Consider the following 24670-nt stretch of genomic DNA (forward strand, 5'->3'; position numbering starts at 1 on the left):
GGCGTCAAGGCGGGAAAGAGTACCTTGACCCCGCTGATCGGCGACTAAAGATCGGCTGTGGATCGGGGGCGGGGGAGGTCTGGTTGGGGTAGTCGCTTGCTTTGCGTTGCCGTCTTGCGTTTTTTTATTTGTTTTCGGTGTTGTTGTTTCGTTGTGCCCATTTTGGTGCGTGTTCGGGTAGTAGGCCGACCCCGATCACGTATGCCGGGATTCGGCGTGCGGCCGGCACCGCGTTCATCAGCGTCACCAGTGGTTTCGGCGGTCCGTTTCGCCGTCCCTCGATCACGGGCCGGATCACCACCCGGTGCATCAACCGCTGGATGGCCTGCACCACCAGCGTCGGCAGCAGCCTGCGCCGCCGGATTCGTGCCAGGTCCCTCGCCGCCACTCCGCGCCGCAACGGGGCGGCCAGCAACCTGGCCGTCGCGACGGCGTCCTGCACCGCCAGGTTGATCCCCACGCCCCCGATCGGCGACATCGCGTGAGCCGCGTCCCCGATGCACAGCACTCCCTCGCGGTGCCAGCGCGGTAGCAGGTTGAGCCGCACGTCCAGGTGCTTCACGTCGTCCATCGAGGCGATCGCGTCCACCCGGTCGGCCAGCTGGGGCACCACCGCCCGGATCCGGTCGCGGAACGCCTCCACCCCCTCCGCGCGCAACCGGCCGTCCAAGCCCTTCGCCGCGAGGTACGCGATCTGGAAGTACTCCTCCCGCGGGATGACCACCCCGAAGTGCCCGTCGCGCATTTCCGGCACCAGGTGCGCCCGTTCGTTCCCCTCCCGGGGCAGCCGGAACCACCACGTGTCGATCGGCACGGGGAACTCCCGCGGCCGCAGCCCGGCCTCCCGCCGCACCACCGACCACCGCCCGTCGCAGCCCACCGTCAGATCCGCCCGGATCTCACCCGTCGTCCCGTTCGCCGTCCGGTACCGCACGCCCGCCACCCGGCCGGCCTCCCGGACCAGCGACGTCACCTCGGTGTTCATCCGCAGGTGGAACGACGGCTCGGCGCGACCCGCGTCGGCCAGCAGGTCCAGCAGATCCCACTGCGGGACCATCGCCACGTACGGGTGCGCGATCTTGAGCTTGCGGAAGTCGGCGATCGCGAGCGCGGGCGGTCCCGGCACCGACACCGTGTCCAGCCTGCTCTGCGGCAGCTTCGCGAACCGATCGCCGAGGCCCAGCTCGTCCAGCAGCTGCAGCGTCGACGGATGCACCGTGTCGCCCCGGAAGTCCCGCAGGAAGTCCGCGTGCTTCTCCAGCACGGTCACCTCCACCCCGGCCCGCGCGAGCAGCAGTCCGAGGACCATCCCGGCCGGTCCGCCACCGACGACGACGCAGGTCGTGCGCTCAGCCATGGCCACCACTCCCTTAATTCATCTGGTGTTGAATAAGACCAGCATGGCGCTCTCCGAACGCCTGGTCAAGCGGGATAGGCTGAACGGGTTATGACTGAGACAGTCCGCGCCCGCTTCTGCCCGTCGCCCACCGGAACCCCGCACGTGGGGCTCATCCGCACGGCGTTGTTCAACTGGGCCTTCGCCCGGCACCACGGCGGCAGCCTGGTGTTCCGCATCGAGGACACCGACGCCGCCCGGGACAGCGAGGAGTCATACCAGCAACTGCTGGAGGCGCTGCGCTGGCTCGGTCTCGACTGGGACGAGGGCCCCGACGCCGGCGGCGAGTACGGCCCGTACCGGCAGAGCGAGCGGCGCGACATCTACGCCGACATCGCGCGCCGCCTGCTGGAGGCAGGCGAGCTGTACGAGGCGTTCTCCACCAACGAGGAGGTCGCCGAGCGCCGCAAGGCCAAGGGGCAGGACCCGCAGCTCGGCTACGACAACTTCGACCGCGACCTCACCGAGGAGCAGCGCGCGGCCTACCGCGCCGAAGGCCGCGCCCCGGTGCTGCGGCTGCGCATGCCGGACGAGGACCTCGCCTGGAACGACCTGGTGCGCGGGGACATCAGCTTCCCCGCCGGCTCGATCCCGGACCCGGTCCTGGTGCGCGCCAACGGCGACCCGCTCTACACGCTGACCAACCCGGTCGACGACGCGCTGATGCGGATCACGCACGTCCTGCGCGGTGAGGACCTGCTCCCGTCGACGCCGCGCCAGATCGCGCTCTACCGGGCGCTGGAGCGGATCGGCGTCGCGGAGTTCACGCCGCAGTTCGGCCACCTGCCGTACGTGATGGGCGAGGGCAACCGCAAACTGTCCAAACGGGACCCTCAGTCCAACCTGTTCAACTACCGCGACCGCGGGTTCATCCGCGAGGGCCTGCTGAACTACCTGGCCCTGCTCGGCTGGTCCATCGCCGACGACAGGGACACCTTCACCGTCGACGAGCTGGTCCAGGCGTTCGAGATCTCCAAGGTGAGCGCCAACCCGGCCCGCTTCGACGTCAAGAAGGCCGAGGCGATCAACGGCGTGCACGTCCGCGCCCTCGACGCCGAGGACTTCGTGCAGCGGGTCGTGCCCTACCTCCAGGCGGCCGGGTTGCTGCCCGCGGAGCCGTCCGAAGAGCAGCTGGCCAAGTGGCGCACCATCGCGCCACTCGTCCAGGAACGGGTGACCGTCCTGGGCGACGCGGCGCCGCTCGTGCGGTTCCTGTTCGTGTCCGAGGAGGAATTCGCGCCCGAGGAGGACGCGGCCGCCAAGAACCTCAAGCCGGACGCCGAACCCGTGCTGCGCGCGTCGATCGAGGCGCTGGAGGCGCTGCCGTCGTGGGAGACCGCGGCGATCGAGCAGGCGCTCAAGGACGCCCTGGTCGAGGGCCTCGGCCTCAAGCCGCGCAAGGCTTTCGCCCCGGTTCGCGTCGCCATCACCGGTCGCACGGTGTCGCCGCCGCTGTACGAATCGATGGAGCTGCTCGGCCGGGAAGTTTCACTCGGACGTCTGCGTAACGCTCTGCCCGGCAACGCAGAGTAGAAGCAGTCGCGGTCGAAACGACGCACTGAATCACCTTGTCGGCCGAACCGCTCAGCGTAGTTCTCGCCTAGCCTCGCTGGGTGGATTTTGCGCGTCCCGGCACACCTACCCGCGTCCGTGTCCCCGAGCCCGGTCTGGGGGATCCGGCGGATCCGTGGAGACCGTCCAGCCTGCGGCTGGTGTGCCTGGACATCGACGACACGTTGATCGACTTCACCTCCGCGGGCAAACGCGCGTTGTCGCTGCTGATAGGCCGGACCGACCTGTGGCCGCTGTGGGAGCGGATCACCGACTGGCACGTCGCCCGCGTCGTCGCCGGTGAGATCGACTACGCGTCCATGCACCACCGGCGCACCCAGTGCTTCCTCGCCGAGATCGGCGTCGTGCTGGAAGCGGAGGACGTGGCCCGGTTCGAGCGCCGCCGCAAGGAGGTGCTGCGCAGCTCGTGGCGCCTCTTCGACGACGTCCTGCCGTGCCTGGAGTGGCTGCGCGCGGCGGACGTCCTCATCGCCGCCGTGACGAACGCCTCCGGCGCCCACCAGCGGGCCAAGCTCGCCGATCTGGGGCTCACCCGCTTCTTCGACCACGTGGCGATCGCCGGTGAGGTCGGGGCGGCCAAGCCCGACCCGGTGATGTTCCACGCCGTGTGCGCGGTCCTCGACTGCGACCCGAGTGAGGCCGCCCACGTGGGCGACAAGCTGCACACCGACGCCGTCGGCGCCCGGGACGCCGGCCTGGAGGGGGTGTGGCTCGACCGGACCGGCGGTGACGCGGAGGTGCCGGAGGGTGTGCACGTCATCGGCGGGCTGGACGAGCTCCCGCAGCTGCTGGTCAGCGAGTTCGCGCGGATCGGCGTGCCCGCTCAGCGCTGAACCCCACCCCCCGGTTACGCACCGCTGACGGGGCTAGGCTATATTTCTTCCCAGCGGAGCTGCTCCGAGTCGCGAATCGGAGTGGCAAACCGTTGGGGTATGGTGTAATTGGCAGCACGACAGATTCTGGCTCTGTTAGTCTAGGTTCGAGTCCTGGTACCCCAGCTGCAAGAGGAAAAACCGCCTCTGGTAAGGTTCCTCTCGCAACAAGGGAAAGAGCGAGTACCTAGCCCCCGTCGTCTAGCGGCCTAGGACGCCGGCCTCTCACGCCGGTAGCGTGGGTTCGAATCCCATCGGGGGTACGTACAGCCAAGGAGCGCCGACTCATCGAGTCGGCGCTCCTTGCTTTGTTGTGGGGTATGGCTTCGATTCTCCTCACTGCTGTGTCGGTGACGTCTGGGACACAGTTGCTCATGAGTCACACCGCCGGGCACAGGGGCCGGTGAAAACTGGGCGGGCACCTGGCCCGGCACCCGCCCAGTGATCGTCCACTCGGGATCGTTCAGATCACGACACCGGGCGTCGCAGGCGCCGGCGCAGTGCCCAGCCGCCGCCGAACAGGCCCAGCACCCCGGCGACACCCGCCGCCACCACCGGCACGGTCACGACCGTCACCGCGGCGTTGGAGGTGTTGTTCGCGGGTACCGGGTCCGGCTGGATGCCCCGCACGGTAGCGGTGTTGCGCATCAGCTCCACCGTGCCGTCCGCGGTCGCGGTCACCGTGATCTGACTGCTCTGCCCCGCGGGCAGCAGCCCGCCGGTGCAGGTCAGGGTCGAACCGGAGATCGCGCAGCCCGGCGTGCTCGACGACACGTTCGTCAGCCCGGCCGGGATCTGGTCGGTGACCGTGTAGCCGGACGAGTCGCCGCGGCCGTTGTTCGTGACGACGAGCAGGTACGTCACCGTCTCGCCCGCGTTCACCTGCGGTGTCGCGGCCTTCGCGATCGCCAGGTCGGCCGGGAGCGGGGTGTTGGTGATGGTGCACGTGATGTCGTCACCGGGTTGCGGGGCCACCGCCTTGCTGGTTCCCGTCCCCGATGGCAGCGCGGTCGTGCTGCCCGTGGTCGCGTTGCGGCACGTCCACGCCTGCGAGTAACTCGCCAGCGAACTGCCCGGGCTCGCGGCCTCGCTCAGGGTGTAGCGGCCACCGTTGGCACGTGGCAGCACGGTGAGCGTGCCGGTCGTCGCCGTCGCGGCGGTACCGGTTCTGGCCGAGCCCGACAAGGTCCCCTCCGGCGAAGTCACCCGCAGGTCGAAGGAATCGCCCGGCCGCACCCGCGAAGGCACGGACTTGGTGAGCGTCAGTTTCGAGGTCATCACCGCGAACGCCACCGCTTCACCACCCCCGGTGCTTTGCAGCGTCTGGGAGAACGAGGTGGCCCCCACCGACTTGACCAGCACCGTGCCCCACGTGCCGTTGGTGCTGTTGGCGCCCGCGCAGCTGACGGTCGTGGTGCCCAGCCCGGTCACGCTGTTCTGGCAGCCGCCCGCACCCGCGCCCGGCGTGAGCCTGGCGAGGAGGTCGATGCGCTGGTTCGACCGCCACGTGATGCCCTCGTTCGCCCCGGTCGCCTCGGCGTCCGCACCGACGAGCGCGTAACCGGTCACCTGCGCGCCCGCCGAGTCACGGACCACGATGTTGCGCAGGGTCACGACGTCCACCCAGACACCCGGTGCCCCGCCACCGTTGGCCGCCAGCGCCGGCCGCCCCGGGATGCCGCGATAGGCCCGGTTGCCCAGGTAGGCCGGGCCCCACGTGGGCACCGCGGCGGACCTCAGCGGCCGGAACGCGTTCGAGCCCTGCGGACGGTTGATGACGTTGAAGGTCATCGTGTAGCCGCCGGGCAGCTTCATCGTCATGTTCTGCCCGGCACTCGACCGGGCCTGCGTGTCGTTGTAGTTCGCCATGTTGATCCAGCACAGTGTGGAAGCGCTGGGTCCCCCGGTGCCGTAACCGCACGAGGCGGCCGCTTGCGCACCGGCGCTCGGTGCCGAGACCATCGCGGCCAGTGCCGCCAGCCCGCCCACGGCGAGCAGGCTGCCCAGCCGCGCCAGGCGTCTGCCGATTCGTGACATCGATCCCCTCCTTGGGTTCGCCAGATGTCACTGCTCAGACCGGGCGGTGCCGGAAAACCTCACGTCGTCGTCACACCGGGCTCATCCAAGCGGAGGAGAGCCGCCCGTCCACCGTGGACAAACCGGATGACAGCACCGGCCGGCCCGGCCTAATCTCCGGGCATGGCCGAGATCACTCCCACCCTCCAGGTGTCCCACACGGCCGATCTCGGCGCACCGGCCCTCGGCGCGGCCCGTGAGCTCTTGTACGACGTGTTCGAAGGCGACCTGACCGAACACGACTGGGAGCACGCCCTCGGCGGCGTGCACGCCCTGCTGTGGGAGGGCCCGGAACTGGTGGCCCACGCGTCCGTGGTGCAGCGCAGGATGGTCCACGACGGGCGGGCCTGGCGCACCGGGTACGTGGAGGCCGTGGGAGTTCGCGCGGACCGGCGCAGGCGTGGCTACGGCGGGCTGGTGATGGAGCCGCTGGAGCGTGTGGTGCGCGAGGCCTACGAGGTGGGTGCGCTCAGCGCGTCGGATGAGGCGATCCCGTTCTACCGCTCCCGCGGCTGGACGTGCTGGCGCGGGCCGCTGTCCGCGCTCACGCCGTCCGGCATCACGCCGACGCCCGAGGAATCGGGCGGGGTGTTCGTGCTCGGCACGTCGCTCGACCCGGACGGGGAGCTGACGTGCGACTGGCGCGACGGGGACGTCTGGTGAGCCGGTGGCGCCGCGGGCGCGGCGCCACCGGGGGTCACGCCAGGTTCGCGTAGACGACGATGTTGTCGGTGTAGCTGTGCTCGGCGTGGTCGAACACGCCGCCGCACGTGATGAGCCGCAGCTGCGGCTCGTCGGTGTTGCCGTAGACCGCGTCCTGCGGGAACTGGTCCTTGGGCACCTGCGTGGTGTGGTCGACCACGAACCGCAGCTGCTGCCCGTCGCTGCGGTCGACGAAGATCTCGTCGCCCGGCCGGACGTCCTTCAGCTTGAAGAAGATGCCCGGCTGGTGGTTGCCGTCGACGTGACCCAGGATGATCGCCGGGCCGACGTCGCCGGGCACGGGGGACAGGCGGTACCAGGCGGCCTGCATCGGCTTGTCGACCGACGGCACCGCGATCTCGCCGTCCTTGTTCACCGCGACCGAGATGAGCGAGGACTCGGCGCCGATCTTCGGGATCCGCACCTGCGTCGGGCGCAGCTTGTCGTAGGGCTTGGTCACCGGGACCGACGTGGTGGGCGCCGCCGCCTGCGTGGGCTGCGGCTCGGAGCCGCAGCCGGTCAGGACGAGGGCGAGCAGAACCGCCGGGGCGGCCGCGAGAACGCGACCGCCCCGGCCGGTGAACGGGTTGCGCATGGCGGTCAGAACCGGGCGGTGCCGCCGGCCCCGGTCTCCACGCCCGCCTTGGGCGCGAACGAGACCTGGGCGTCGCCGCCGTTGCTCTGCTGCCACTCGCCGGCCTCGCCCGAGCCCGGGACCGGAGCCACGCCGCCGCCGGACGCGCCGCCGCCCTGCGGGGCGCCCGCGCAGGTCCAGTCGGCGGTGACGGTGCCGTCGTCGAAGGACTTGCCCTCGTGCAACCGCACCAGGTAGTCCCAGTACCGGCCGTCCTGCTCCTCCTGGTACGGGCCGTCGAGGATGTCGAAGTCCGGCGACCACACGTCGGTCGGCTGGCCCGCGGCGCAGGCGATGATCAGCACGCCGGTGCCGTCGCCGAGGTCGATGCCGTAGGCGGTGTCGTCCTGGTACGGCGGCTCCTCCGGGGCGCTGCTGGAGGTCGACGACGGCTCGCTCGACCCGGTGGTCGTCGTGACGGGCGTCGTCGTGGTGCCCGGGCTGCTGGTGAGGCTCGGTCGGCTGGTCGTGCTGGTGGCCGAGGACGTCTCGCTCGTCGTCTCGGCGGACGAGCTCGGCGCGGACGTCTCCGTGCTCTCCGGCGCGGCCGACGTCGTGGTGGTGACCTCCGGGGTCGTGCTCTCCTCGGCGAGCGCGGCCGGGGCCGTGAGGGTGATCAGCGCACCGCTGATCACGGCCGCCGCGAGGCGGCCCAAGGGCTTACGCAAAGTGACTCCATGGTGTTGCTCGGAACGCGCGGTGACCCCGACCGCCCTCGGCGCGCGCGTCATCACTCTTCTGGCCGAGGGTCTCGCGTGATCCTCCCCGATTCCGGTCACAGGGAGAAACGAAAAGGCATGTGACAGAAATTGTCCCGGAAATGTGTAACGCGGACGCTCTAATCGACGATCGCGAATCAACGCGTTACATCAAGGGATGATAACAGCGGTCTGCGGTCGTGACCAGGCCGGTTCGGCGCGAAAATTTCCCACGCGATCGGCCGTGGCCGCGGACCGCCAGGTGGGGGCGGTCACGGAGCGTGGCGCCCGGTCCGGTGGGAAAGCCCTTTCGGTCGATGTCGTGAACCGTTCACCGGTGCCAGCATGGAGAGATCCCGATCTTGAGCCGTTGTGAGGGGCGGCTCACAGCGGTCTTGGTCTCGTTTCAGTGCCAATTCGGGTACGGGCGAGGCACAGTGGGTATTGCGATTGTGCTTGCCGAGGTGGCAGAGGAAGGGGGATTAGACCGTGACCGGACCAATCGGGCGTTTCTGGCGGCGCCTGCACATCGGTCGCAACCCGTTGGCCAGAACGTCCGACCGGGTCGAGGCTGCGCTCCTGTTGGTGGTGGTGCTGGGGCTGCTCGTCGCGGTTCCGCTGGCGTTGTTCACCGGGTCCCGGACTTACGGGGGTCAGCTGGCGGTTTCCGAAGAGCAGCGCGCTTCACGGCACCTCGTGACCGCGACGCTGCTCGAGGACGCGCCGGCGCCGGTGCCGGCGACCGAGGGCGCGTTCTCGACCGGCAGCACGGCCGGGGTGCACGCGACGTGGACCTACAACGGCGGGGAGCCGAAGACGGGCATCGTGGCGGCCGACCCCGGCGCGACGGCCGGGTCGACGGTGCCGGTGTGGATCAACGACGCCGGTGACCCGGCGCCCGCGCCGATCAGCTCGACCGACGCGGCCACGACCGGCGTGCTGGCGGCGATCTTCGCCTGGCTCGTGGCGGCGCTCGTGCTGACCGCGGCGTACTGGATCACGCGCTTCGTGCTGGACCGCAGGCGCGCCGCGAGGTGGGAAGCCGAATGGGCCACGCTCGGCGACCGCTGGGCGCGTTCCTGACTGTTCTTACTGGGGGCCTCTCACTGGGGTTCTGACACGCCGCTCGCGGGCATCCGACGAGGATGCCCCCTGCGGCGCTCCTCCGCTGCGGCGGACACCACCGGGGTGACGGCTGCTGTCTTCAGCGCACGCCGCGGGGGTTGAGCGCTGCCGCCTTTGGTGCGTTCTCCGGTTCGTTGGTGCGAACCGGACGGCCGCTCGTGTTGCCGACCGCTGTTTCAGCGCACGCCGCGGGGCCGGAGTCGGATGCTGATCGCTGCTGGCGCACTCCGCTCCAGCGGACACCGCCGGGGTCGAGCGCTGCCGCCGTTGCCGGACTGGTGCGCACCCGCGGGGTGTCTTCCGGATCGTTTTCTGGCGCTGCTGTTGTCAGCGCACGCCGCGTGGCCGGAACTGGATGCTGATCCTCGGCCCGATAGGGCGGCTCGTCTTCGGGATGGCGTGCTCCCACGTCCGCTGGCACGAGCCGCCCATCACGATGAGGTCGCCGGGGCCCAGGAGTTGCCGCACGGTCGCCCCGCCGCCGCGCGGCCGCAGCAGCAAGCTCCGCGGCGCGCCGACCGACACGATCGCCACCATGGTGTCCTCCCGCGAACCCCGGCCGATCGTGTCTCCGTGCCACGCCACGCTGTCCCGGCCGTCGCGGTAGAAGCACAGCCCCGCCGTGCGGAACGGCTCACCGAGCTCGTCCGCGTAGTGCCGGCTCAACGCGGCCCGCGCGCCGTCCAGCACCGGGTCCGGCAGGCGCTCGTCCTCGCCGTAGAAGCACAACAGCCGCGGCACGTCGACCACCCGGTCGTACATCCGCCGCCGCTCCGCGTGCCACGGCACGTCCGCCGCCAGGCGCTCGAACAACACGTCCGCGCCCGACAACCACCCCGGCCGCAGATCGATCCACGCGCCGTCGCCAAGTTCTGTGCGCCGCGTCTCGGTCAGGGACCCGAGCGAACATTCCTCGGCCTGACCGAACAGCGAACCCTGCAGCCCTGCGGTCATGACCCGAGGCTACCTCAAATCGAACGTCTGTTCTACCCGGCGCCGGATCGTCGAGCGGCCGGACCGGCCGGGAACTACAGCCGCTCCTGCAACGCCTCCGCCGCCGCGAGCAGATCCGCCGCCCAGCGCGCGCCCGGCTTGCGCCCTATCCGTTCCACCGGACCGGAAACCGACACGGCCGCGATCACGTTGCCCGTGGAATCCCGCACCGGTGCGGAAACACTCGCCACGCCCGGCTCCCGCTCGGCCACGCTCTGCGCCCACCCGCGGCGGCGCACCTCCAGCAGCGTCCGTTCCCCGAACACCGCGTCCGCCAGGATGGTGCGCTGCGTGTGCGGATCGGACCACGCGGCAAGCACCTTCGCGCCGGAGCCGGCCGTCATCGACAGCCGCGTCCCGATCGGCACCGTGTCGCGCAGCCCGCTCATCGGTTCCGCGGTCGCCACGCACACGCGCTGCACCCCGTCGCGCCGGTACAACTGGACGCTCTCCCCGGTGATGTCCCGCAGCTTCGGCAGCACCGAACTCGCCGCGTCCAGCAACGGATCCGCGGTGCCGCCCGCGAGTTCGGCGAGCGCGGATCCCGGGCGCCAGCGGCCGTCCGGACCGCGCCGCAGGAGCCGGTGCACCTCGAGGCCGACGGCGAGGCGGTGCGCGGTCGCGCGCGGCAGCCCGGTCCGGGTGCACAGTTCCGCGAGCCCGCACGGATCTTCGGCGACGGCCTGCAGCACGGCCACGGCCTTGTCCAGAACGCCGATACCGCTCTGCTGGTCAGAAGAGCTATGCTGTCCCACGACGCGATACTAGCTTCCCGGGATTTGGGAAGTCCAGAATCTGGGAAAATCGAACCCGAGGTCGCTGACGTTCCCGCGACGGTCCTCAGGTTCCTTTGCTCCCAATCAACCTCGTGGGAGGAGCACAGATGACCACCACGCGGCCGCGGACACTGGCCGAGAAGGTGTGGGAGGCGCACACCGTGCGCCGCGGTGAAGGAGCGGAGCCCGACCTGCTCTACATCGACCTGCACCTGGTGCACGAAGTCACCAGCCCGCAGGCGTTCGACGGTCTCCGGCTGGCCGGCCGCAAGGTGCGGCGCCCGGACCTGACCATCGCGACCGAGGACCACAACGTCCCGACCGTCGACATCGAACTCCCCATCGCCGACCCGGTGTCCCGCACCCAGGTCGAGACGCTTCGGAAGAACTGCAAGGAGTTCGGCGTCCGGCTGCACCCGATGGGCGACGCCGAGCAGGGCATCGTGCACGTCATCGGCCCGCAGCTGGGCCTGACCCAGCCCGGGATGACGGTCGTCTGCGGTGACAGTCACACCTCCACCCACGGCGCGTTCGGCGCGATGGCCTTCGGCATCGGCACCTCCGAGGTCGAGCACGTGCTGGCCACCCAGACCCTGCCGCTGCGGCCGTTCAAGACGATGGCCATCAACGTCGACGGCAGGCTCCGGCCGGGCGTCACGGCGAAGGACGTCATCCTCGCCGTCATCGCCAAGATCGGCACCGGCGGCGGCCAGGGCTACGTCCTGGAGTACCGGGGCAGCGCGATCGAGGCGCTGTCGATGGAAGCCCGCATGACGATCTGCAACATGTCGATCGAAGCCGGTGCCCGCGCCGGGATGATCGCCCCGGACGAGACCACCTTCGCCTACCTGAAGGGCCGCCCGCACGCCCCGCAGGGCGCCGACTGGGACGCCGCGGTGGAGAACTGGAAGTCGCTGCGCACCGACGAGGGCGCGGTGTTCGACGCCGAGGTCCACCTCGACGCCGACTCCCTGACCCCGTTCGTGACCTGGGGCACCAACCCCGGCCAGGGCCTGCCGCTGAGCGAGTCGGTGCCGGACCCGGAGCAGATCGCGGACGAGACCGAGCGGTTCGCCGCCGAGAAGGCCCTGTCCTATATGGACCTCAAGCCGGGCACCCCGCTGCGGGAGATCAAGGTCGACACCGTCTTCCTCGGCTCGTGCACCAACGGCCGGATCGAGGACCTGCGGGCCGCCGCGGACGTGCTCCAGGGCCGCAAGGTGGCCGAGGGCGTCCGGATGCTCGTCGTGCCCGGCTCGATGCGGGTGCGCCAGGCCGCCGAGGCCGAGGGACTGGACAAGGTCTTCCTCGACGCCGGCGCGGAGTGGCGCCAGGCGGGCTGCTCGATGTGCCTGGGCATGAACCCGGACCAGCTGGCCCCCGGCGAGCGCAGCGCGTCCACCTCCAACCGCAACTTCGAGGGCAGGCAGGGCAAGGGTGGCCGCACCCACCTCGTCTCGCCGCTCGTCGCGGCCGCCACGGCCGTCCGCGGCACGCTGTCCAGCCCCGAAGACCTGAACTGAAGGAGCCCCCACCACCATGGAGCCGTTCAAGACGCACACCGGCATCGGAGTGCCCCTGCGCAGGTCCAACGTGGACACTGATCAGATCATCCCGGCCGTCTACCTCAAGCGGGTCAGCCGCACCGGTTTCGAGGACGGCCTGTTCGCCGCCTGGCGGAGCGACGAGTCGTTCATCCTGAACCAGGAGCCGTTCAAGGCCGGCAGCGTGCTCGTCGCCGGTCCGGACTTCGGCACCGGGTCCTCGCGCGAACACGCTGTCTGGGCATTGATGAACTACGGCTTCCGGGTCGTCATCTCCTCCCGCTTCGCCGACATCTTCCGGGGCAACTCCGGGAAGCAGGGTCTGGTGGCCGCCCAGTGCGAGCAGTCGGACGTCGAGCAGCTGTGGAAGATCCTCGAGAACGACCCCGGCACGGAGGTCACGGTCGACCTCGAGGCGAAGACCGTGCGGGCCAAGGACTTCCAGACGACCTTCGCGATCGACGACTACACCCGCTGGCGGCTGCTGGAGGGGCTGGATGACATCGCTCTCACCCTGCGACACGCCGACGAGATCGACCGGTTCGAGTCGCAGCGTCCCAGCTGGAAGCCGGTGACCACCCCGGTGGCGGCCGGATAACACGAATTCCCTGCTCAGCAAGGGATTCGCACCCGGTCCGAGGCCGGGAACACCACGCCGAACGGCGCGCGGAAGGGCCCGAGAGGGTCGCTCAGGAGGCGGAAACCACGCCCCGCCTGCAGAAAAATTCCGCGCGCCGTTTGGAATTTTGGGCGAGTTGGTAATACCGTGTGCGTGAAGTCGGCCGATGTGGCCGTGTGACACGTAGTTCTTCATGGAGGACTGGAATGGCCAACAAGGCCCAGCTGATCGAGGCGCTCTCCGAGCGTCTGGGCGACAAGAAGGTTGCTTCCCAGGCGGTCGACAACCTGGTGGACATCATCATTCGCACCGTGCAGAAGGGCGAGAAGGTCAACATCACCGGTTTCGGTGTGTTCGAGAAGCGTGCCCGCGCGGCCCGCACCGCTCGCAACCCGCGCACCGGTGAGACGGTCAAGGTGAAGAAGACCAACGTTCCGGCCTTCCGCGCCGGCACGACCTTCAAGGACGTCATCAGCGGTGCCAAGAAGCTGCCGAAGGCCACGGCGGCGAAGCGCACGACGACTTCGACCCGCAGCGCTGCCGCTTCGACCCGCAGCACCGGCACCACCGCGTCGCGCTCGACGAGCTCGCGGGCCACCACCGCGAAGGCGACCACCACGCGTCCCACCGCGACCCGCAGCACCAGCACGCGCAGCCGCGCCGCGGCCGCCACCAAGACGGCGGCCCCGAAGGCCACGGCTTCGAAGACCACGGCGGCGAAGTCCACCGCGGCCAAGAAGACCACCGCCACCAAGGCGGCCCCGAAGGCCACCGCGGCGAAGACCACTGCCGCGAAGAAGACCACCACGACCCGGAAGAAGAAGTAAGCGCCGTAGCGATTGCTTCTCGGCAGGGCCCCCGCGGTTGTCCGCGGGGGCCCTGCCGCGTTTGAGCCCTGGGGGTTTGGGTCCAAACCCCCGGCCACCCACCCAAGGTGACACGAGGGGCTCTTCTGTCATCCCGGAGCCTGCCCGTCCGGCGAGGACATCCTTGATCTTTAGAGGTGCGGGTTCGCTGGCGGGGAGTTCGCCCTGCGGGCGGTGCGCCTGACGGCGCGAAACGGTTACGTGAGTGCCGACCTCCCCCGCCCCCGATTCCTGATTGTGTGTCGGTCGCCGAGCAGCGGCGTCAAGGCGGGAAAGAGTACCTTGACTCCGCTGATCGGCGACCAAAAGCAGGCTGTGGATCGGGGGCGGGGGAGGTCTGGGGCTTGGTCGGTCCGCTTGCGTTGCCGGCTCGCGTTGGAGGGGTGGGGGAGGGCTGGGGTGTGGTCGGCCCGCTTGCGTTGCCGGCTCGCGTTGGGGAGGTGGGGGAGGGCCGGGGTGTGGTCGGGCCCCTTGGGTTGCCGGGTGGCGGTTGCGGGCTGGGGGCGTGGCCTGGCGCGTTGGTCTGCCCGCGCTGCCGGCTTTCTGTCCGGCATGCTGCAACCACCGTCGCAGGCGGACTGAGCTACACCTGGCTCGTGGCGGGGGTTGGCAGCGCTGTGGGCAGGTAGTCCGCCGCCACGAGCTGGGGGCCGCCGTTGCCTGGCGCGGCCCGGAACGAGAGCACCCACACCGAGCCCTTCTTGCTCGGCACCTTCTCACCCTCATCCACCGGCAGGCGCACGCCGTCGCGGGCCGCCAACCTCGTCACCAGGTCCGGGATCACCCCGCCCTGGCTGCACACCACGGGCGTCCCGCCGACGGACACCAGCGCCAGCAGCCTGGCGAGCCCGGCGTCCCGGTCGTCCCAGTAGTGTTCCTCCGCCATCAGATCCTCGTGCTCCACCGGCACACCGAGGTCGTCCGCCAGGCCGCGCACCGTCTGCTCGCACCGCAACCGGGGAGCGGCCACCACCCTGTCCGGACCGAACAGCGGCAACAACGCCCGCAGCGCGGCCGCCTGCCGGATGCCGCTCGGGGACAGCGGGCGCAGGTCGTCGTCACCGCGCCACTCGTCCCGTTTCCCGGCCTTCGCGTGCCGCACCAGCAACAGCGTGGTCAACCCCGCCGGCAATGCTTCGAAATCCTCGAGCACCGACCGGTCACTGTCGTACGACAGCAAGCCGGCCGCCTCCGCGGGCGTGAGCCACCGAAGCTCGTCGACCTCCTCGTTGGGCTCGAAAGCCCCCGAAACAGCCGCCGCGCTGTAGTAGTCCACCGACTTCGGCCCGGCCGCCACCGAGTACCGCACCGCCCGCAGGTGCCGCCCCAGGCGGGCCCGGAAACCGGTCTCCTCGGCGATCTCCCGCACCGCCGCGGCGGGCAGGGTCTCCCCGCTGTCCAGCTTCCCCTTCGGCAGCGACCAGTCGTCGTACCGGGGACGGTGCGCGACGGCCACCTCGACCCCGCCCGGACCGGTCCGCCACAGCACCGCACCCGCGGCGCGGACACGAACAGAACTCACCCGTTGGCCCCGTGCTTCTTCAACAACTCGTTCTGGTGGTCGCGGACCTGCGTGGTGTCCGCGGGCGACGGCTGCCACTCCCCGCTGTCGGTGAGCACCCAGCACCGAGTCGCCGGGTCCAGCGCCGAATCGAGGATGTCGTCCAGCTGCCTGGTCAGCCGCGCGTCCTTGACCTGCACCATCGCCTCGATCCGGCGGTCCAGGTTGCGGTGCATCATGTCCGCGCTGCCGATCCAGTAGGTGCGCCCGGCGAGGAAATGGAAGATGCGGGAATGCTCCAGGAACCGCCCGAGAATGGACCGGACGGAAATGTTCTCGGACAGTCCGGGCACGCCGGGTTTCAGGGCGCAAATACCCCGCACCACGATCTCCACCGGAACCCCTTCGGCGGAGGCCCGGTAGAGCGCGTCGATGATTTGCTCGTCGACGAGCGAGTTGCACTTGATGCGGATACCGGCTTCCGCGCCGGCGTGCTTGTGCTCGATCTCCTCATCGACGAGGCGCAGGATGCCGCGCCGGATCCCGGCCGGCGAGGTGAGGATGTTGCGGTAGGTGTCCTGCCGCGAATACCCGGTCAGCACGTTGAACAGGTCGGTGATGTCCGCGCCGATGTCCGGGTCCGCGGTCAGCAGGCCGACGTCCTCGTAAAGCCGCGCCGTCTTCGGGTTGTAATTGCCGGTACCGATGTGGCAGTAGCGGCGGATGGTCGAGCCCTCCTGGCGCACCACCATCGCGACCTTGCAGTGCGTCTTCAGCCCGACGAGCCCGTAGACCACGTGCACCCCGGCCCGCTCCAGGGTGCGGGCCCAGGTGATGTTGGCCTCCTCGTCGAAGCGGGCCTTGATCTCCACCAGCGCCACGACCTGCTTGCCGGCCTCGGCGGCGTCGATGAGCGCGTTCACGATGGGGGAGTCACCGGAGGTGCGGTACAGGGTCTGCTTGATGGCCAGCACCTTGTCGTCCCGGGCGGCCTGCTCGATGAACCGCTGCACGCTCGTGGAGAACGAGTCGTACGGGTGGTGCACGAGCACGTCGCCCTCGCGCAGGGTCGCGAAAACGCTCTTCGGCGTCTCGTGCTCACCGAACGCCGGGTGCGTGGCCGGGACGAAAGGGCGGTCCTTCAGTTCCTTGCGGTCCAAACTGGAAAGCTGCATCAGGCACGTCAGGTCCAGCAGCCCGGGCACCTCGACCACGTCGTGCGGGTCGACCTCCAGCTCCCGCAGCAGCAGGTCGAGCACGTGCTCGCTCATGTCGTTGGCGACCTCGAGCCGCACCGGCGGGCCGAACCGGCGCTGCGCCAGCTCCCGCTCCAGCGCCTGCAACAGGTCCTCGTCGCGGTCCTCGTCCACGTCCACGTCGGCGTTGCGGGTCACCCGGAAAACGTGGTGCTCGGTGACCTCCATGCCGGTGAACAGCTCACCGAGGTGCGCGGCGATCAGCTCCTCCAGCGGCAGGAACGTCGCGACGCGGCTCTCCCGCTGCTGCTCGACGCGGATCAGGCGCGGCACGTTGTTCGGCACCTTGACCCTGGCGAACCGCTCGGTGCCCAGGTCCGGATCCCGCACCGTCACGGCCAGGTTCAGCGACAGCCCGGAGATGTAGGGGAACGGGTGCGCCGGGTCGACCGCCAGCGGCGTCAGCACCGGGAAGATCTGCTCGGTGAAGTAGTCCGACAGCCGCGCCTGGTCCGCCTGCTCCAGGTCCGCCCAGCACACGATCTGGATGTCGTGCTTGGCCAGCTCCGGGCGGACGTGCTCTTCGAACGCGGCGGTGTGCCGCTCCACCAGGTCCTGGTTGCGCTTGGCGATGTAGGCCAGCTGCTCGCGCGGGGTGAGCCCGTCGGCGCTGCGCACCGGCAGCCCGGTCTCGTCGCGGCGCTTCAGCCCGGCCACCCGCACCATGTAGAACTCGTCCAGATTGGACGCGAAGATGGCGAGGAACTTGGCCCGCTCCAGCAGCGGCTGGGACGCGTCCTCGGCCAGCGCCAGCACCCGGGCGTTGAAGTCCTGCCACGACAGCTCGCGGTTGAAGTACCGGTCGTCGGGCAGGGACGCGGGCGGCAGGTCCGACGACGGGGTCACCGCCGGGGGCGCGGACGGGATGGCGCGGAATCTCGTGGGCGCGGCGGTCTCGCCGGACGCCGGTTGGGTCGTTGCCGGGGGGTTGGTCTCGTCGCTGCTCACTCTCGCATTGTTCCTTACTTCGGGCCTGGCTGCCGATACTCCGAGTGAGAGATTGAGCAGTTCACCCGTGCTCCGCAGGACCACCCGGAGCAGTTCGCCCAGCGGCCGGGTGATGTTCACGCCACCTCCCGTGAGCAGAGCACCGCCCGCGTCCGGTCGCCGACGCCCAGGCGGCAGGCCTCCGCGAGGTCCGCCGGGGTGTCCACGTCCCGGCGCAGGGTCGGCAGGTCCAGCTCCAGCGGCACCGCGCCGGACCCGGCGTGCGCCGCGGCCGAACCGGCGCCGAACCGCGGGTCGAGCGGCCCGCCCGGTTCGGACAGCAACAACGTCGTGCCGGTGCCGTCGGCGTCCGCGACGAACACCCGCCTGCCCTCCGCGGCGGCGAGTGCGGCGGCCAGTTCCGCGGGACGCAAAGCGGGCAGATCGGCTTGAATCGCCCCGACCACGGCGTCCGGGTCCCGCTGCCGGAGCAGCGCCTCGCCCTGCCGCAGCGCGGAGTTCAGGTCGCCGTCGCCGCGCTCGCCGACGACCTCCACCCCGGGGCGTCGCAGACCGGACACGGCGGCCGGATCGGCGGCGACCACCAGCAGGCGGACGCCGGCGTCGGTCGCCGCGGCCAGGGTGTCCCACGCCAGGGCCAGTACGAGCGCGGCGTGGTCGCGCTCGTCCACGGCGCCACGCAGGCGGGACTTGCCTGCCCGCGGCGGCTTCAGCGGGACGATCAGGCCGGAGATTTCGACGGGTACGGGCACACTCCCATCTTTCCGCAATCGTGCACCTAGGATCAGCTACCGGCAGCACACACCACAGCAGGAGGAGTCTTGGCCGGTCGTGAGAAGGGCGGGTTCTGGGTCGGAGCCGCCGCCGTGCTGTTCTACCCGGTGAGCTGGATCGGCAGGCGGGTCTACACCGGCGCCGAGCGCATCCCGCGGGAAGGTCCGGCGCTGGTGGTCATGAACCACGTCTCGCACATGGACCCCGCCGTCGACGCGGTGTTCATCCACCGCCAGAAGCGCGTGCCGCGGTTCCTGGCCAAGGACAGCCTCGCCCGCACCCCGATCTTCGGGAAGATCCTGGTCGGCGCCGGCAGCATCCCGGTCTACCGCGGGTCGGCGCAGGCCGGCGACAGCCTCCGCGCCGCGCACCAGGCGCTGCAGGAGGGCAAGGTCGTCGTCATCTACCCCGAGGGCACCATCACCAAGGACCCGAACGGCTGGCCGAAGCGGTCGCACACCGGGGTCGCGCGGCTGGCGCTCGACAACGACGTCCCGGTGATCCCGGTGGCGCGCTGGGGAACCCAGCAGATCCTGGACTTCTACCACAAGAAGGTGCGGCTGTTGCCGCGCACGACCGTGACGCACGCGGTGGGCGAACCGGTCGACCTGTCCGCCTACCGCGGCAAGCCGCAGACCGGCCCGGTGCTGCGGGAGGTGACGGAACTGCTCATGGAGCGGGTCACCGAGCTGCTGGCCGACGTCCGCGGTGAGCAGCCGCCCGCCCGCAAACCCGAGGCGGCGGACTGACGATGGTGCAGCGCATCACCGTGCTCGGCGCGGGTTCGTGGGGCACCGCGTTCGCGAAGGTGCTCGCCGACGCGGGCCGGGACGTGACGATGTGGGCCCGGCGGGCGGAAGTCGCCGGGGAGATCCGCGAGCGGCACGCCAACAGCGGGTACCTCCCGGGCATCGAACTGCCCGCGAACCTGACGGCGACGCACGACCCGGCCGAGGCGCTGGCGGGCGCGGAGGCGGTCGTGCTGGCCGTGCCAAGCCAGAGCCTGCGCGCGAACCTGTCCGGCTGGCGGGAACTCCTGCCGCGCGGCGCGATCCTGGTCAGCCTCGCCAAGGGCGTCGAACTCGGCACGCTCAAGCGGATGAGCGAGGTGATCGCCGAGATCAGCGGCGTGTCCGGCGACGAGATCGTGGTGGTGTCGGGCCCGAACCTGGCGCGGGAGATCGCGCAGGGGCAGCCGGCGGGCGCGGTGCTCGCGTGCGCCGACCACGACCGCGCGGTCGCGATCCAGCAGGCGAGCTTCAACTCCTACTTCCGGCCCTACACCAACACCGACGTGGTGGGCTGCGAGGTCGGCGGCGCGGCGAAGAACGTCATCGCGCTGAGCTGCGGTATGGCGGTCGGCATGGGGCTGGGGGCCAACACCACGGCCACGCTCATCACCCGCGGGCTCGCGGAGATGGCGCGGCTGGGCACGAAGCTGGGCGCGGACCCGCTGACGTTCGCCGGGCTCGCCGGGGTCGGCGACCTCGTGGCGACCTGTTCGTCCCCGCTGTCCCGCAACCGCACGTTCGGGGAGCGGCTCGGCCGCGGCGAGACGCTGGAGCAGGCGCAGGCCGCGGCCGGCGGGCAGGTCGCCGAGGGCGTGATGTCCTGCACGTCCATCCGCGAACTGGCCCACAAGCACGGTGTGGACATGCCGATCACGGACGCGATGCACCGCGTGTGCCACGAGGGGGCGGACCCCCGCCAGGTGGGCGCCGAGCTGCTCGGCCGCCGCCAGAAGCACGAGTGGTCCTAGTAGGTGGAACGGATTTGACGCCCGCCCGGCCTGCTGGTTGGGTGGGCGCCATGACGACGCGTGGCCTGATGACCCGGCGGGATCTCCGCTGTGGCGCTGCGCTGTGTCCTTGTTGTTGTCGCTGACCCAGTCCAGCCTGCCCGACAACCACCTTCTTCTTTCAAGGACACCTCTTTTCATGTTCGCCGTTCCGGACAACACCGTTGCCCTGACCGAGAAGCCCGTCCTGCGCCACCCGGTGCGGGTCGCGCTCGAGTTCGCCGCCGACCGCGACCGCTGGCGGCACCTGCTGCGCTACGACCCGGACGAGCGGTTCTCCGCGCTCGTCGAAGCGCGCGACGACGAGGAGATCTGGCTGATGGGCTGGCTGCCCGGCCAGCACACCGACCTGCACGACCACGGGCACTCGACGGGCGCGTTCACCGTCGTCAGCGGCCGTCTCACCGAGACCGTCGCGCGGCGCGGGGTGACCGAGGTGCACGCGTTGTCGGCGGGGCAGTCGCGGGTCTTCGGGCCGGGATACGTGCACCAGGTGCGCAACGACGGCCCGGACCCGGCGATCAGCATCCACGTCTACCGCAGCGGTGGCCGGGTCATGCGGTCCTACCACCTCGACCCGGTCACCGGACCGGTCCGCGACTGACCTCCTCGCCCGTTCGGGAAAGGTTCCCGGGGAGTTCGCCGCATCCGGGCGGAACCTCACGATCGCTGCGGTAGCCTGCGCGTTGATCACCGGATACACGCGCAGGGGAGCAGGATGCAGCCGAATCTGAGGCCGGGGGAGGACTTCCAGCACTTGCTCGAACAGCAGGTGCGGGAGATGCAGCAGAAGGCCGCGGCGCTGCAGGACGCGCTCGGCGAGGCGTCGGCGACGGTGCGGTCGAAGGACGGTTCGGTGACCGTGACGATCGCGCCGAACGGTGCGCTGCAAAGCCTCGAACTCGGGCACCGCGCTTGCGATCTCGGCCCGGCGCGGCTCACCGCCGCGATCATGCAGGCCGTGCGGGAAGGTCAGCGGCAGGCCGCGCGCGCCATGTCCGACTCGTTCACCGCGATCGCGGGCGACGGCGAGTCCGCCGAGGTGATCAGGAGTTTCCTGCCGCCGGTCGAGGACGAGCTGGAGGACTTCGCCGAGCCCGAGGCGGAAGCGGCACCGCCGCCTCCGCCGTCGGTTCCGCCGGTGTCTCCGGTGCAGCAGCGTCCCGCGCCGCGGCGGCCGCGCCCGGCGTCCCCGGCGGATGACGACGACGAGATGAGGCCGTGGTGAGCGGTTCCGGTTTCGAGGTCGATTCGGCTCCGCTGGTGTCGTTCGGCCAGCACCTCGACCAGTTGACGGAGAACCTGAAGGGCACCGCCGGGGTGGTCGGCGGGTGCGTCGGCGACATCGGCATCTTCGGGATGGTCGGGCAGATCTTCGGCGCCGGCGTCACGTTGTGGTGCGGCAAGGCCGAAGACCAGCTCAACAAGTACTCGGGCACGATCACCGAGTTCGCCGACAACGTGCGCGAGGCCGCGAAGGCCTACGACGCGCACGACTCCGAGACGGCCGCCGGACTGCTGGGGTTCAAGGCATGAGCGAGTACAAGCCCGGGGACGTCGGCCTGCACATGGCCGAGAAGTGGCAGACCGGCGCCGGGTTCTTCGACGCCGCGGTCAGCCTGAACGAGGCCGTCAAGGAGAACGACAAGGTCGCGATCGGCATCGGCTCGGCCGGTCTCGCGCTGGAGACGCTGGGTCTCGCGCTCGACCCGATCGGCAGCCTGCTGACCGCCGGGATCGGCTGGCTGATCGAGCACATCTCGGTGCTGCGGTGGCCGCTGGACATCATGTGGGGCGACCCCGAGGGCATCGCGGCGGCCGAGAAAGCGGTCAAGGCCGAGAAGGAAAAGCTCGAGCAGTGGGCGCAGGACCACCAGACCAAGCTCGCGACGCTGATGGAGAGCTGGACCGGTGAGGGAGCCGACCAGTTCCGCAAGAGCATGGAAGCGGTGACCGACCAGCTCAACGCAATCGGCGGTTACCTGGAGAACGCCGGGAAGTCGATGAAGGTCGCAGGCGGTCTGGTCGGCGCCTTCCGCGGCATCGCGCGCGACCTGATCGCCATGCTGCTCGCGACGATCATCAAGGGGGCGCTGATCGCGGCGGCGCTGGCGCCGGTGACGTTCGGCGCGTCGATCGTGTTCTTCATCGGGACGACGATCGGCATGGTGGCCACCGCGCTGGGCAAGATCGGCGCGAAGATCGCCGAGCTGACCAGGAAGCTGGTGGATCTGGGCGCGTCGCTGAGCAAGCTCGGCAAGGCCGGTGACGACCTCGCGGGCGCCAAGCCGCCGTCGGTGAAGCCCGGTTCGAGCGGGCCGGCGCCGGCCAACACCGGTGCGCCGGTGTCGAATGGGCCGAAGCTGAACGACCCGCCGCCGGCTCCGGTTGTGGGGCCGAAGCCTGCGGATGCTGCTCCGGTGTCGGGTGGGCCGAAGTTGAATGATCCGCCGGCGGCTCCGGTTGTGGGGCCGAAGCCTGCGGATACGGCGGCCGTGTCGGGTGGGCCGAAGCTGAACGATCCGTTGCCGACCCCGGCTCCGGTGCCGAAGCCGGCGGATGTGCCGCCGGTGTCCAGTGGGCCGAAGCTGGACGATGCGGTCACGACTTCGTCCGCCGCACCGAAGCCTGCTGACCCACCGCCCTCGCCGGTGTCGGGTGGGCCGAAGCTGAACGATCCGTTGCCGACCCCGGCTCCGGTGCCGAAGCCGGCGGATGTGCCGCCGGTGTCCAGTGGGCCGAAGCTGGACGATGCGGTCACGACTTCGTCCGCCGCACCGAAGCCTGCTGACCCACCGCCCTCGCCGGTGTCGGGTGGGCCGAAGCTCAACGATCCCGCTCCGGCGCCCAAGCCTGCGGATGTGCAGCCGGTACCCGTGCCGCCGAAGCTGGACACCTCTGCCACGGCTTCGCCGAAGCCGACGGACAATGCGCCCGGTTCGCCGAAGCCGACGGACAATGCGCCTGGCTCGCCGAAGCCGACGGACAATGCGCCCGGTTCGCCGAAGCCAACCGACAACGCGCCCGGTTCGCCGAAGCCCATGGATCAGTCCCAGCCCGGCGGTTCGAACCAGTCAGGCAACAACCAGTCGGGCAACAACCAAGCGGGCAACAACCAGCCGGGCACCAACAACCAGCCCGGCGACAACACACCGGGCGGCAACCAGTCGACCCCGGATCCCACGCACCACCGGTTGTCCGAGCAGATGTCGCAGGCCATCAAGAACGAGCTGGCCAAGATCGAGGGCGTCACGCCCGAGACGCTGGCCAAGTTCGACAAGATCAGCAACTTCTCGGTCGCCCAGCTGGGCAAGCTGTTCGGCGAAGAGGGCGCCGCGAAGTTCGAGCAGGCCATCAAGTACATGACGGACCCGTGGTTCGGCTACCGCGGCCTGGCAGGCAAGACGATCATCGACATGATCAAGGGCGTCCCGACGAGCGTCGGCAACGTCACCGGCGGCGACGACGACTGACCGGCGGCCCCGCGCTCCGCAGCCGGCTCACCGCGGGGCTCACCGCGGGGCTCACCGCTTCGGCCAGTGCCAGGCGGGCCGGTCCAACCTGCCCTGCCCGGCGAGGACCGTCGCGCCGAACTCCTTTTCCAGCTCCAGCACCGCGGCCTCCGGCGCGATCGCCGACAACGCGTGCACCAGCGGCCGCGCGTGCGACACCACGATGAGCTGCGTGCGTGCCTTGGCGATCAGCGCGGCGAGCGCAGGCAACAGGTCCGGGTGCAGGCTCGTCTCGGGTTCGTTCAGCACCAGCAGTTCCGGCGGCCGGGGACTCAGCAACGCCGCCACCCACAACAGGTAGCGCAACGTCCCGTCCGACAACTCCGCCGCCCCCAGCGGGCGCAGCAACCCGTGCTGGTGGAACCGCAGCCGCAGCAACCCGTCGACCGCCTCGACCTCCACTCGCGACCGCGGGAAAGCGTCGGACACCGCCTCGGCCAGGGCTTCGTCGTCGCCGAACTCCTGGATCGTCCGCAGCGCCGCGGCCAGGTCGCCGCCGTCGTGGTCGAGCACCGGGGTGCGGGTGCCGATCCGGTCCTGCCGCGCGGGCGCGCCGGCGTCGGTGCGGAACTGGTCGTAGAACCGCCACGACCGCAGCCGTTCCCGCACCACCAGCAGCTCCGGGCAGGCCCACGGATCGGCGAGTTCGCTCAGCATGCTGTCGGTCAGTCCGATGCGCGAACTCGCCGCCCACGCGCCCGAGTCGTCCCGCACGCGCACCGCCGGACCCGCCCGGTCGGCGAGCAACGCCGACGGCCGCAGCACCGGCCCGCGCCACAGACACTCCCGTTTGAACTCCGGGTCGAGGTTGAACAGGGTGGGCCGCAGCGGATCCTTCGACGGCACCGGTAACCCGAAGTCGAGCGCGTAGCCGAATTCGTCGCCGGAGAACCCGAGCCGCAGCCCCACCGCTTTCGTGCGCACCGTCCCCTGCACCGGCGCGCGGCCCCCCCCGCCCCCCCGCCCCCCCCCCCCCCGCCCCCCCCCCCAAGTAGAACGCCACCCCCC

23 protein-coding genes and 2 tRNA genes are annotated in these 24670 nt (G+C 70.4%); 15 read left to right on the top strand and 10 right to left on the bottom strand.

Annotated features, from left to right (window positions below; all coding sequences use genetic code 11):
* Positions 1-124: 124 nt before the first annotated feature.
* Positions 125-1357: an FAD-dependent oxidoreductase gene (locus tag ABZ215_RS36225; protein ID WP_354954953.1), complete on the bottom strand. Its 1233-nt coding sequence runs from the start codon at positions 1355-1357 to the stop codon at positions 125-127.
* Between the two features lie 90 nt (positions 1358-1447).
* Between ABZ215_RS36225 and gltX the strand changes: the two genes are divergently transcribed.
* The 4 genes from gltX (at position 1448) to ABZ215_RS36245 (ending at position 4103) form a co-directional block, all read left to right on the top strand.
* On the top strand, positions 1448-2929 hold the full coding sequence (gltX, locus tag ABZ215_RS36230; RefSeq protein ID WP_354954955.1) for a glutamate--tRNA ligase: 1482 nt from the start codon (positions 1448-1450) through the stop codon (positions 2927-2929).
* A gap of 179 nt (positions 2930-3108) precedes the next feature.
* Positions 3109-3801 carry an HAD family hydrolase gene (locus ABZ215_RS36235; RefSeq protein ID WP_354954957.1) on the top strand — a complete coding sequence of 231 codons (693 nt, stop codon included), beginning with the start codon at positions 3109-3111 and terminating at the stop codon, positions 3799-3801.
* A 93-nt stretch (positions 3802-3894) separates the two neighbouring features.
* A tRNA-Gln gene (locus ABZ215_RS36240) sits at positions 3895-3966 on the top strand.
* A gap of 64 nt (positions 3967-4030) precedes the next feature.
* Positions 4031-4103: transfer RNA gene (locus tag ABZ215_RS36245), tRNA-Glu, on the top strand.
* A gap of 205 nt (positions 4104-4308) precedes the next feature.
* Here ABZ215_RS36245 and ABZ215_RS36250 read toward each other — a convergent pair.
* Entirely contained in the window at positions 4309-5877 is a 1569-nt protein-coding gene (locus ABZ215_RS36250; RefSeq protein WP_354954959.1) for a hypothetical protein, read from the bottom strand.
* A gap of 162 nt (positions 5878-6039) precedes the next feature.
* Here ABZ215_RS36250 and ABZ215_RS36255 point away from each other — a divergent pair, with 162 nt between their 5' ends.
* Positions 6040-6579, top strand: coding sequence for a GNAT family N-acetyltransferase (locus ABZ215_RS36255; protein ID WP_354954961.1), 540 nt, complete (start codon positions 6040-6042; stop codon positions 6577-6579).
* Positions 6580-6613: 34 nt separating this feature from the next.
* On the opposite strand, the gene ABZ215_RS36260 is transcribed toward ABZ215_RS36255, so the two are convergent.
* Positions 6614-7213 (bottom strand): class F sortase, encoded by a 600-nt coding sequence (locus tag ABZ215_RS36260; RefSeq protein ID WP_354954963.1) that lies wholly within the window; start codon positions 7211-7213, stop codon positions 6614-6616.
* 5 nt (positions 7214-7218) lie between these two features.
* The gene (locus ABZ215_RS36265; RefSeq protein ID WP_354954965.1) at positions 7219-7920 is read right to left on the bottom strand and encodes a hypothetical protein; all 702 of its coding nucleotides are present in this window, start codon (positions 7918-7920) and stop codon (positions 7219-7221) included.
* 519 nt (positions 7921-8439) lie between these two features.
* Between ABZ215_RS36265 and ABZ215_RS36270 the strand changes: the two genes are divergently transcribed.
* Positions 8440-9033 (top strand): hypothetical protein, encoded by a 594-nt coding sequence (locus ABZ215_RS36270; protein ID WP_354954967.1) that lies wholly within the window; start codon positions 8440-8442, stop codon positions 9031-9033.
* 369 nt (positions 9034-9402) lie between these two features.
* On the opposite strand, the gene ABZ215_RS36275 is transcribed toward ABZ215_RS36270, so the two are convergent.
* Positions 9403-10029: an alpha-ketoglutarate-dependent dioxygenase AlkB gene (locus ABZ215_RS36275; RefSeq protein WP_354954969.1), complete on the bottom strand. Its 627-nt coding sequence runs from the start codon at positions 10027-10029 to the stop codon at positions 9403-9405.
* 74 nt (positions 10030-10103) lie between these two features.
* The gene (locus ABZ215_RS36280) at positions 10104-10823 is read right to left on the bottom strand and encodes an IclR family transcriptional regulator (RefSeq protein ID WP_354954971.1); all 720 of its coding nucleotides are present in this window, start codon (positions 10821-10823) and stop codon (positions 10104-10106) included.
* Between the two features lie 128 nt (positions 10824-10951).
* Between ABZ215_RS36280 and leuC the strand changes: the two genes are divergently transcribed.
* The 3 genes from leuC (at position 10952) to ABZ215_RS36295 (ending at position 13834) form a co-directional block, all read left to right on the top strand.
* Positions 10952-12367, top strand: coding sequence for a 3-isopropylmalate dehydratase large subunit (gene leuC / locus ABZ215_RS36285; RefSeq protein WP_020421979.1), 1416 nt, complete (start codon positions 10952-10954; stop codon positions 12365-12367).
* 16 nt (positions 12368-12383) lie between these two features.
* On the top strand, positions 12384-12986 hold the full coding sequence (gene leuD / locus ABZ215_RS36290) for a 3-isopropylmalate dehydratase small subunit (RefSeq protein ID WP_354712534.1): 603 nt from the start codon (positions 12384-12386) through the stop codon (positions 12984-12986).
* A gap of 227 nt (positions 12987-13213) precedes the next feature.
* On the top strand, positions 13214-13834 hold the full coding sequence (locus ABZ215_RS36295) for an HU family DNA-binding protein (RefSeq protein WP_020421980.1): 621 nt from the start codon (positions 13214-13216) through the stop codon (positions 13832-13834).
* Positions 13835-14456: 622 nt separating this feature from the next.
* On the opposite strand, the gene ABZ215_RS36300 is transcribed toward ABZ215_RS36295, so the two are convergent.
* The 3 genes from ABZ215_RS36300 to cofC form a co-directional block, all read right to left on the bottom strand.
* On the bottom strand, positions 14457-15395 hold the full coding sequence (locus ABZ215_RS36300; RefSeq protein ID WP_354954973.1) for an NUDIX hydrolase: 939 nt from the start codon (positions 15393-15395) through the stop codon (positions 14457-14459).
* Complete coding sequence (locus ABZ215_RS36305) at positions 15392-17578, bottom strand: RNA degradosome polyphosphate kinase (protein WP_020421982.1); 2187 nt, start codon at positions 17576-17578, stop codon at positions 15392-15394. Before ABZ215_RS36305 ends, ABZ215_RS36300 begins: the two co-directional genes overlap by 4 nt.
* A 116-nt stretch (positions 17579-17694) precedes the next feature.
* Entirely contained in the window at positions 17695-18330 is a 636-nt protein-coding gene (gene cofC / locus ABZ215_RS36310) for a 2-phospho-L-lactate guanylyltransferase (protein WP_020421983.1), read from the bottom strand.
* Between the two features lie 69 nt (positions 18331-18399).
* On the opposite strand from cofC, the gene ABZ215_RS36315 reads away from it, so the two are divergent.
* From ABZ215_RS36315 to ABZ215_RS36340, 6 genes are all read left to right on the top strand, one after another.
* The gene (locus tag ABZ215_RS36315; RefSeq protein ID WP_020421984.1) at positions 18400-19101 is read left to right on the top strand and encodes a lysophospholipid acyltransferase family protein; all 702 of its coding nucleotides are present in this window, start codon (positions 18400-18402) and stop codon (positions 19099-19101) included.
* 2 nt (positions 19102-19103) lie between these two features.
* Complete coding sequence (locus ABZ215_RS36320) at positions 19104-20111, top strand: NAD(P)H-dependent glycerol-3-phosphate dehydrogenase (protein WP_020421985.1); 1008 nt, start codon at positions 19104-19106, stop codon at positions 20109-20111.
* A gap of 178 nt (positions 20112-20289) precedes the next feature.
* The gene (locus ABZ215_RS36325) at positions 20290-20754 is read left to right on the top strand and encodes a cysteine dioxygenase family protein (protein ID WP_017987486.1); all 465 of its coding nucleotides are present in this window, start codon (positions 20290-20292) and stop codon (positions 20752-20754) included.
* A gap of 114 nt (positions 20755-20868) precedes the next feature.
* On the top strand, positions 20869-21378 hold the full coding sequence (locus ABZ215_RS36330; protein ID WP_354954976.1) for a YbaB/EbfC family nucleoid-associated protein: 510 nt from the start codon (positions 20869-20871) through the stop codon (positions 21376-21378).
* The gene (locus tag ABZ215_RS36335; RefSeq protein WP_020421988.1) at positions 21375-21686 is read left to right on the top strand and encodes a type VII secretion target; all 312 of its coding nucleotides are present in this window, start codon (positions 21375-21377) and stop codon (positions 21684-21686) included. The genes ABZ215_RS36330 and ABZ215_RS36335 overlap by 4 nt, the downstream gene beginning before the upstream one ends.
* A gap of 32 nt (positions 21687-21718) precedes the next feature.
* On the top strand, positions 21719-23623 hold the full coding sequence (locus ABZ215_RS36340) for a hypothetical protein (protein ID WP_354954978.1): 1905 nt from the start codon (positions 21719-21721) through the stop codon (positions 23621-23623).
* A gap of 51 nt (positions 23624-23674) precedes the next feature.
* Here the strand turns inward: ABZ215_RS36340 and ABZ215_RS36345 are convergent, their stop codons facing one another.
* Complete coding sequence (locus ABZ215_RS36345) at positions 23675-24586, bottom strand: AAA family ATPase (protein ID WP_354954980.1); 912 nt, start codon at positions 24584-24586, stop codon at positions 23675-23677.
* Positions 24587-24670 lie beyond the last annotated feature (84 nt).

This window comes from Amycolatopsis sp. NPDC006131 (genome assembly GCF_040614175.1).
GTDB lineage: Bacteria > Actinomycetota > Actinomycetes > Mycobacteriales > Pseudonocardiaceae > Amycolatopsis_E > Amycolatopsis_E tucumanensis.

Excerpts from the sequence above, each read along its gene's own strand:
- ABZ215_RS36225 (WP_354954953.1), bottom strand. The coding sequence starts at position 1,357 with ATGGCTGAGCGCACGACCTGCGTCGTCGTCGGTGGCGGACCGGCCGGG.
- gltX (WP_354954955.1), top strand. The coding sequence starts at position 1,448 with ATGACTGAGACAGTCCGCGCCCGCTTCTGCCCGTCGCCCACCGGAACC.
- ABZ215_RS36250 (WP_354954959.1), bottom strand. The coding sequence starts at position 5,877 with ATGTCACGAATCGGCAGACGCCTGGCGCGGCTGGGCAGCCTGCTCGCC.
- ABZ215_RS36255 (WP_354954961.1), top strand. The coding sequence starts at position 6,040 with ATGGCCGAGATCACTCCCACCCTCCAGGTGTCCCACACGGCCGATCTC.
- ABZ215_RS36260 (WP_354954963.1), bottom strand. The coding sequence starts at position 7,213 with ATGCGCAACCCGTTCACCGGCCGGGGCGGTCGCGTTCTCGCGGCCGCC.
- ABZ215_RS36275 (WP_354954969.1), bottom strand. The coding sequence starts at position 10,029 with ATGACCGCAGGGCTGCAGGGTTCGCTGTTCGGTCAGGCCGAGGAATGT.
- leuC (WP_020421979.1), top strand. The coding sequence starts at position 10,952 with ATGACCACCACGCGGCCGCGGACACTGGCCGAGAAGGTGTGGGAGGCG.
- leuD (WP_354712534.1), top strand. The coding sequence starts at position 12,384 with ATGGAGCCGTTCAAGACGCACACCGGCATCGGAGTGCCCCTGCGCAGG.
- ABZ215_RS36295 (WP_020421980.1), top strand. The coding sequence starts at position 13,214 with ATGGCCAACAAGGCCCAGCTGATCGAGGCGCTCTCCGAGCGTCTGGGC.
- ABZ215_RS36320 (WP_020421985.1), top strand. The coding sequence starts at position 19,104 with ATGGTGCAGCGCATCACCGTGCTCGGCGCGGGTTCGTGGGGCACCGCG.
- ABZ215_RS36325 (WP_017987486.1), top strand. The coding sequence starts at position 20,290 with ATGTTCGCCGTTCCGGACAACACCGTTGCCCTGACCGAGAAGCCCGTC.
- ABZ215_RS36330 (WP_354954976.1), top strand. The coding sequence starts at position 20,869 with ATGCAGCCGAATCTGAGGCCGGGGGAGGACTTCCAGCACTTGCTCGAA.
- ABZ215_RS36340 (WP_354954978.1), top strand. The coding sequence starts at position 21,719 with ATGGCCGAGAAGTGGCAGACCGGCGCCGGGTTCTTCGACGCCGCGGTC.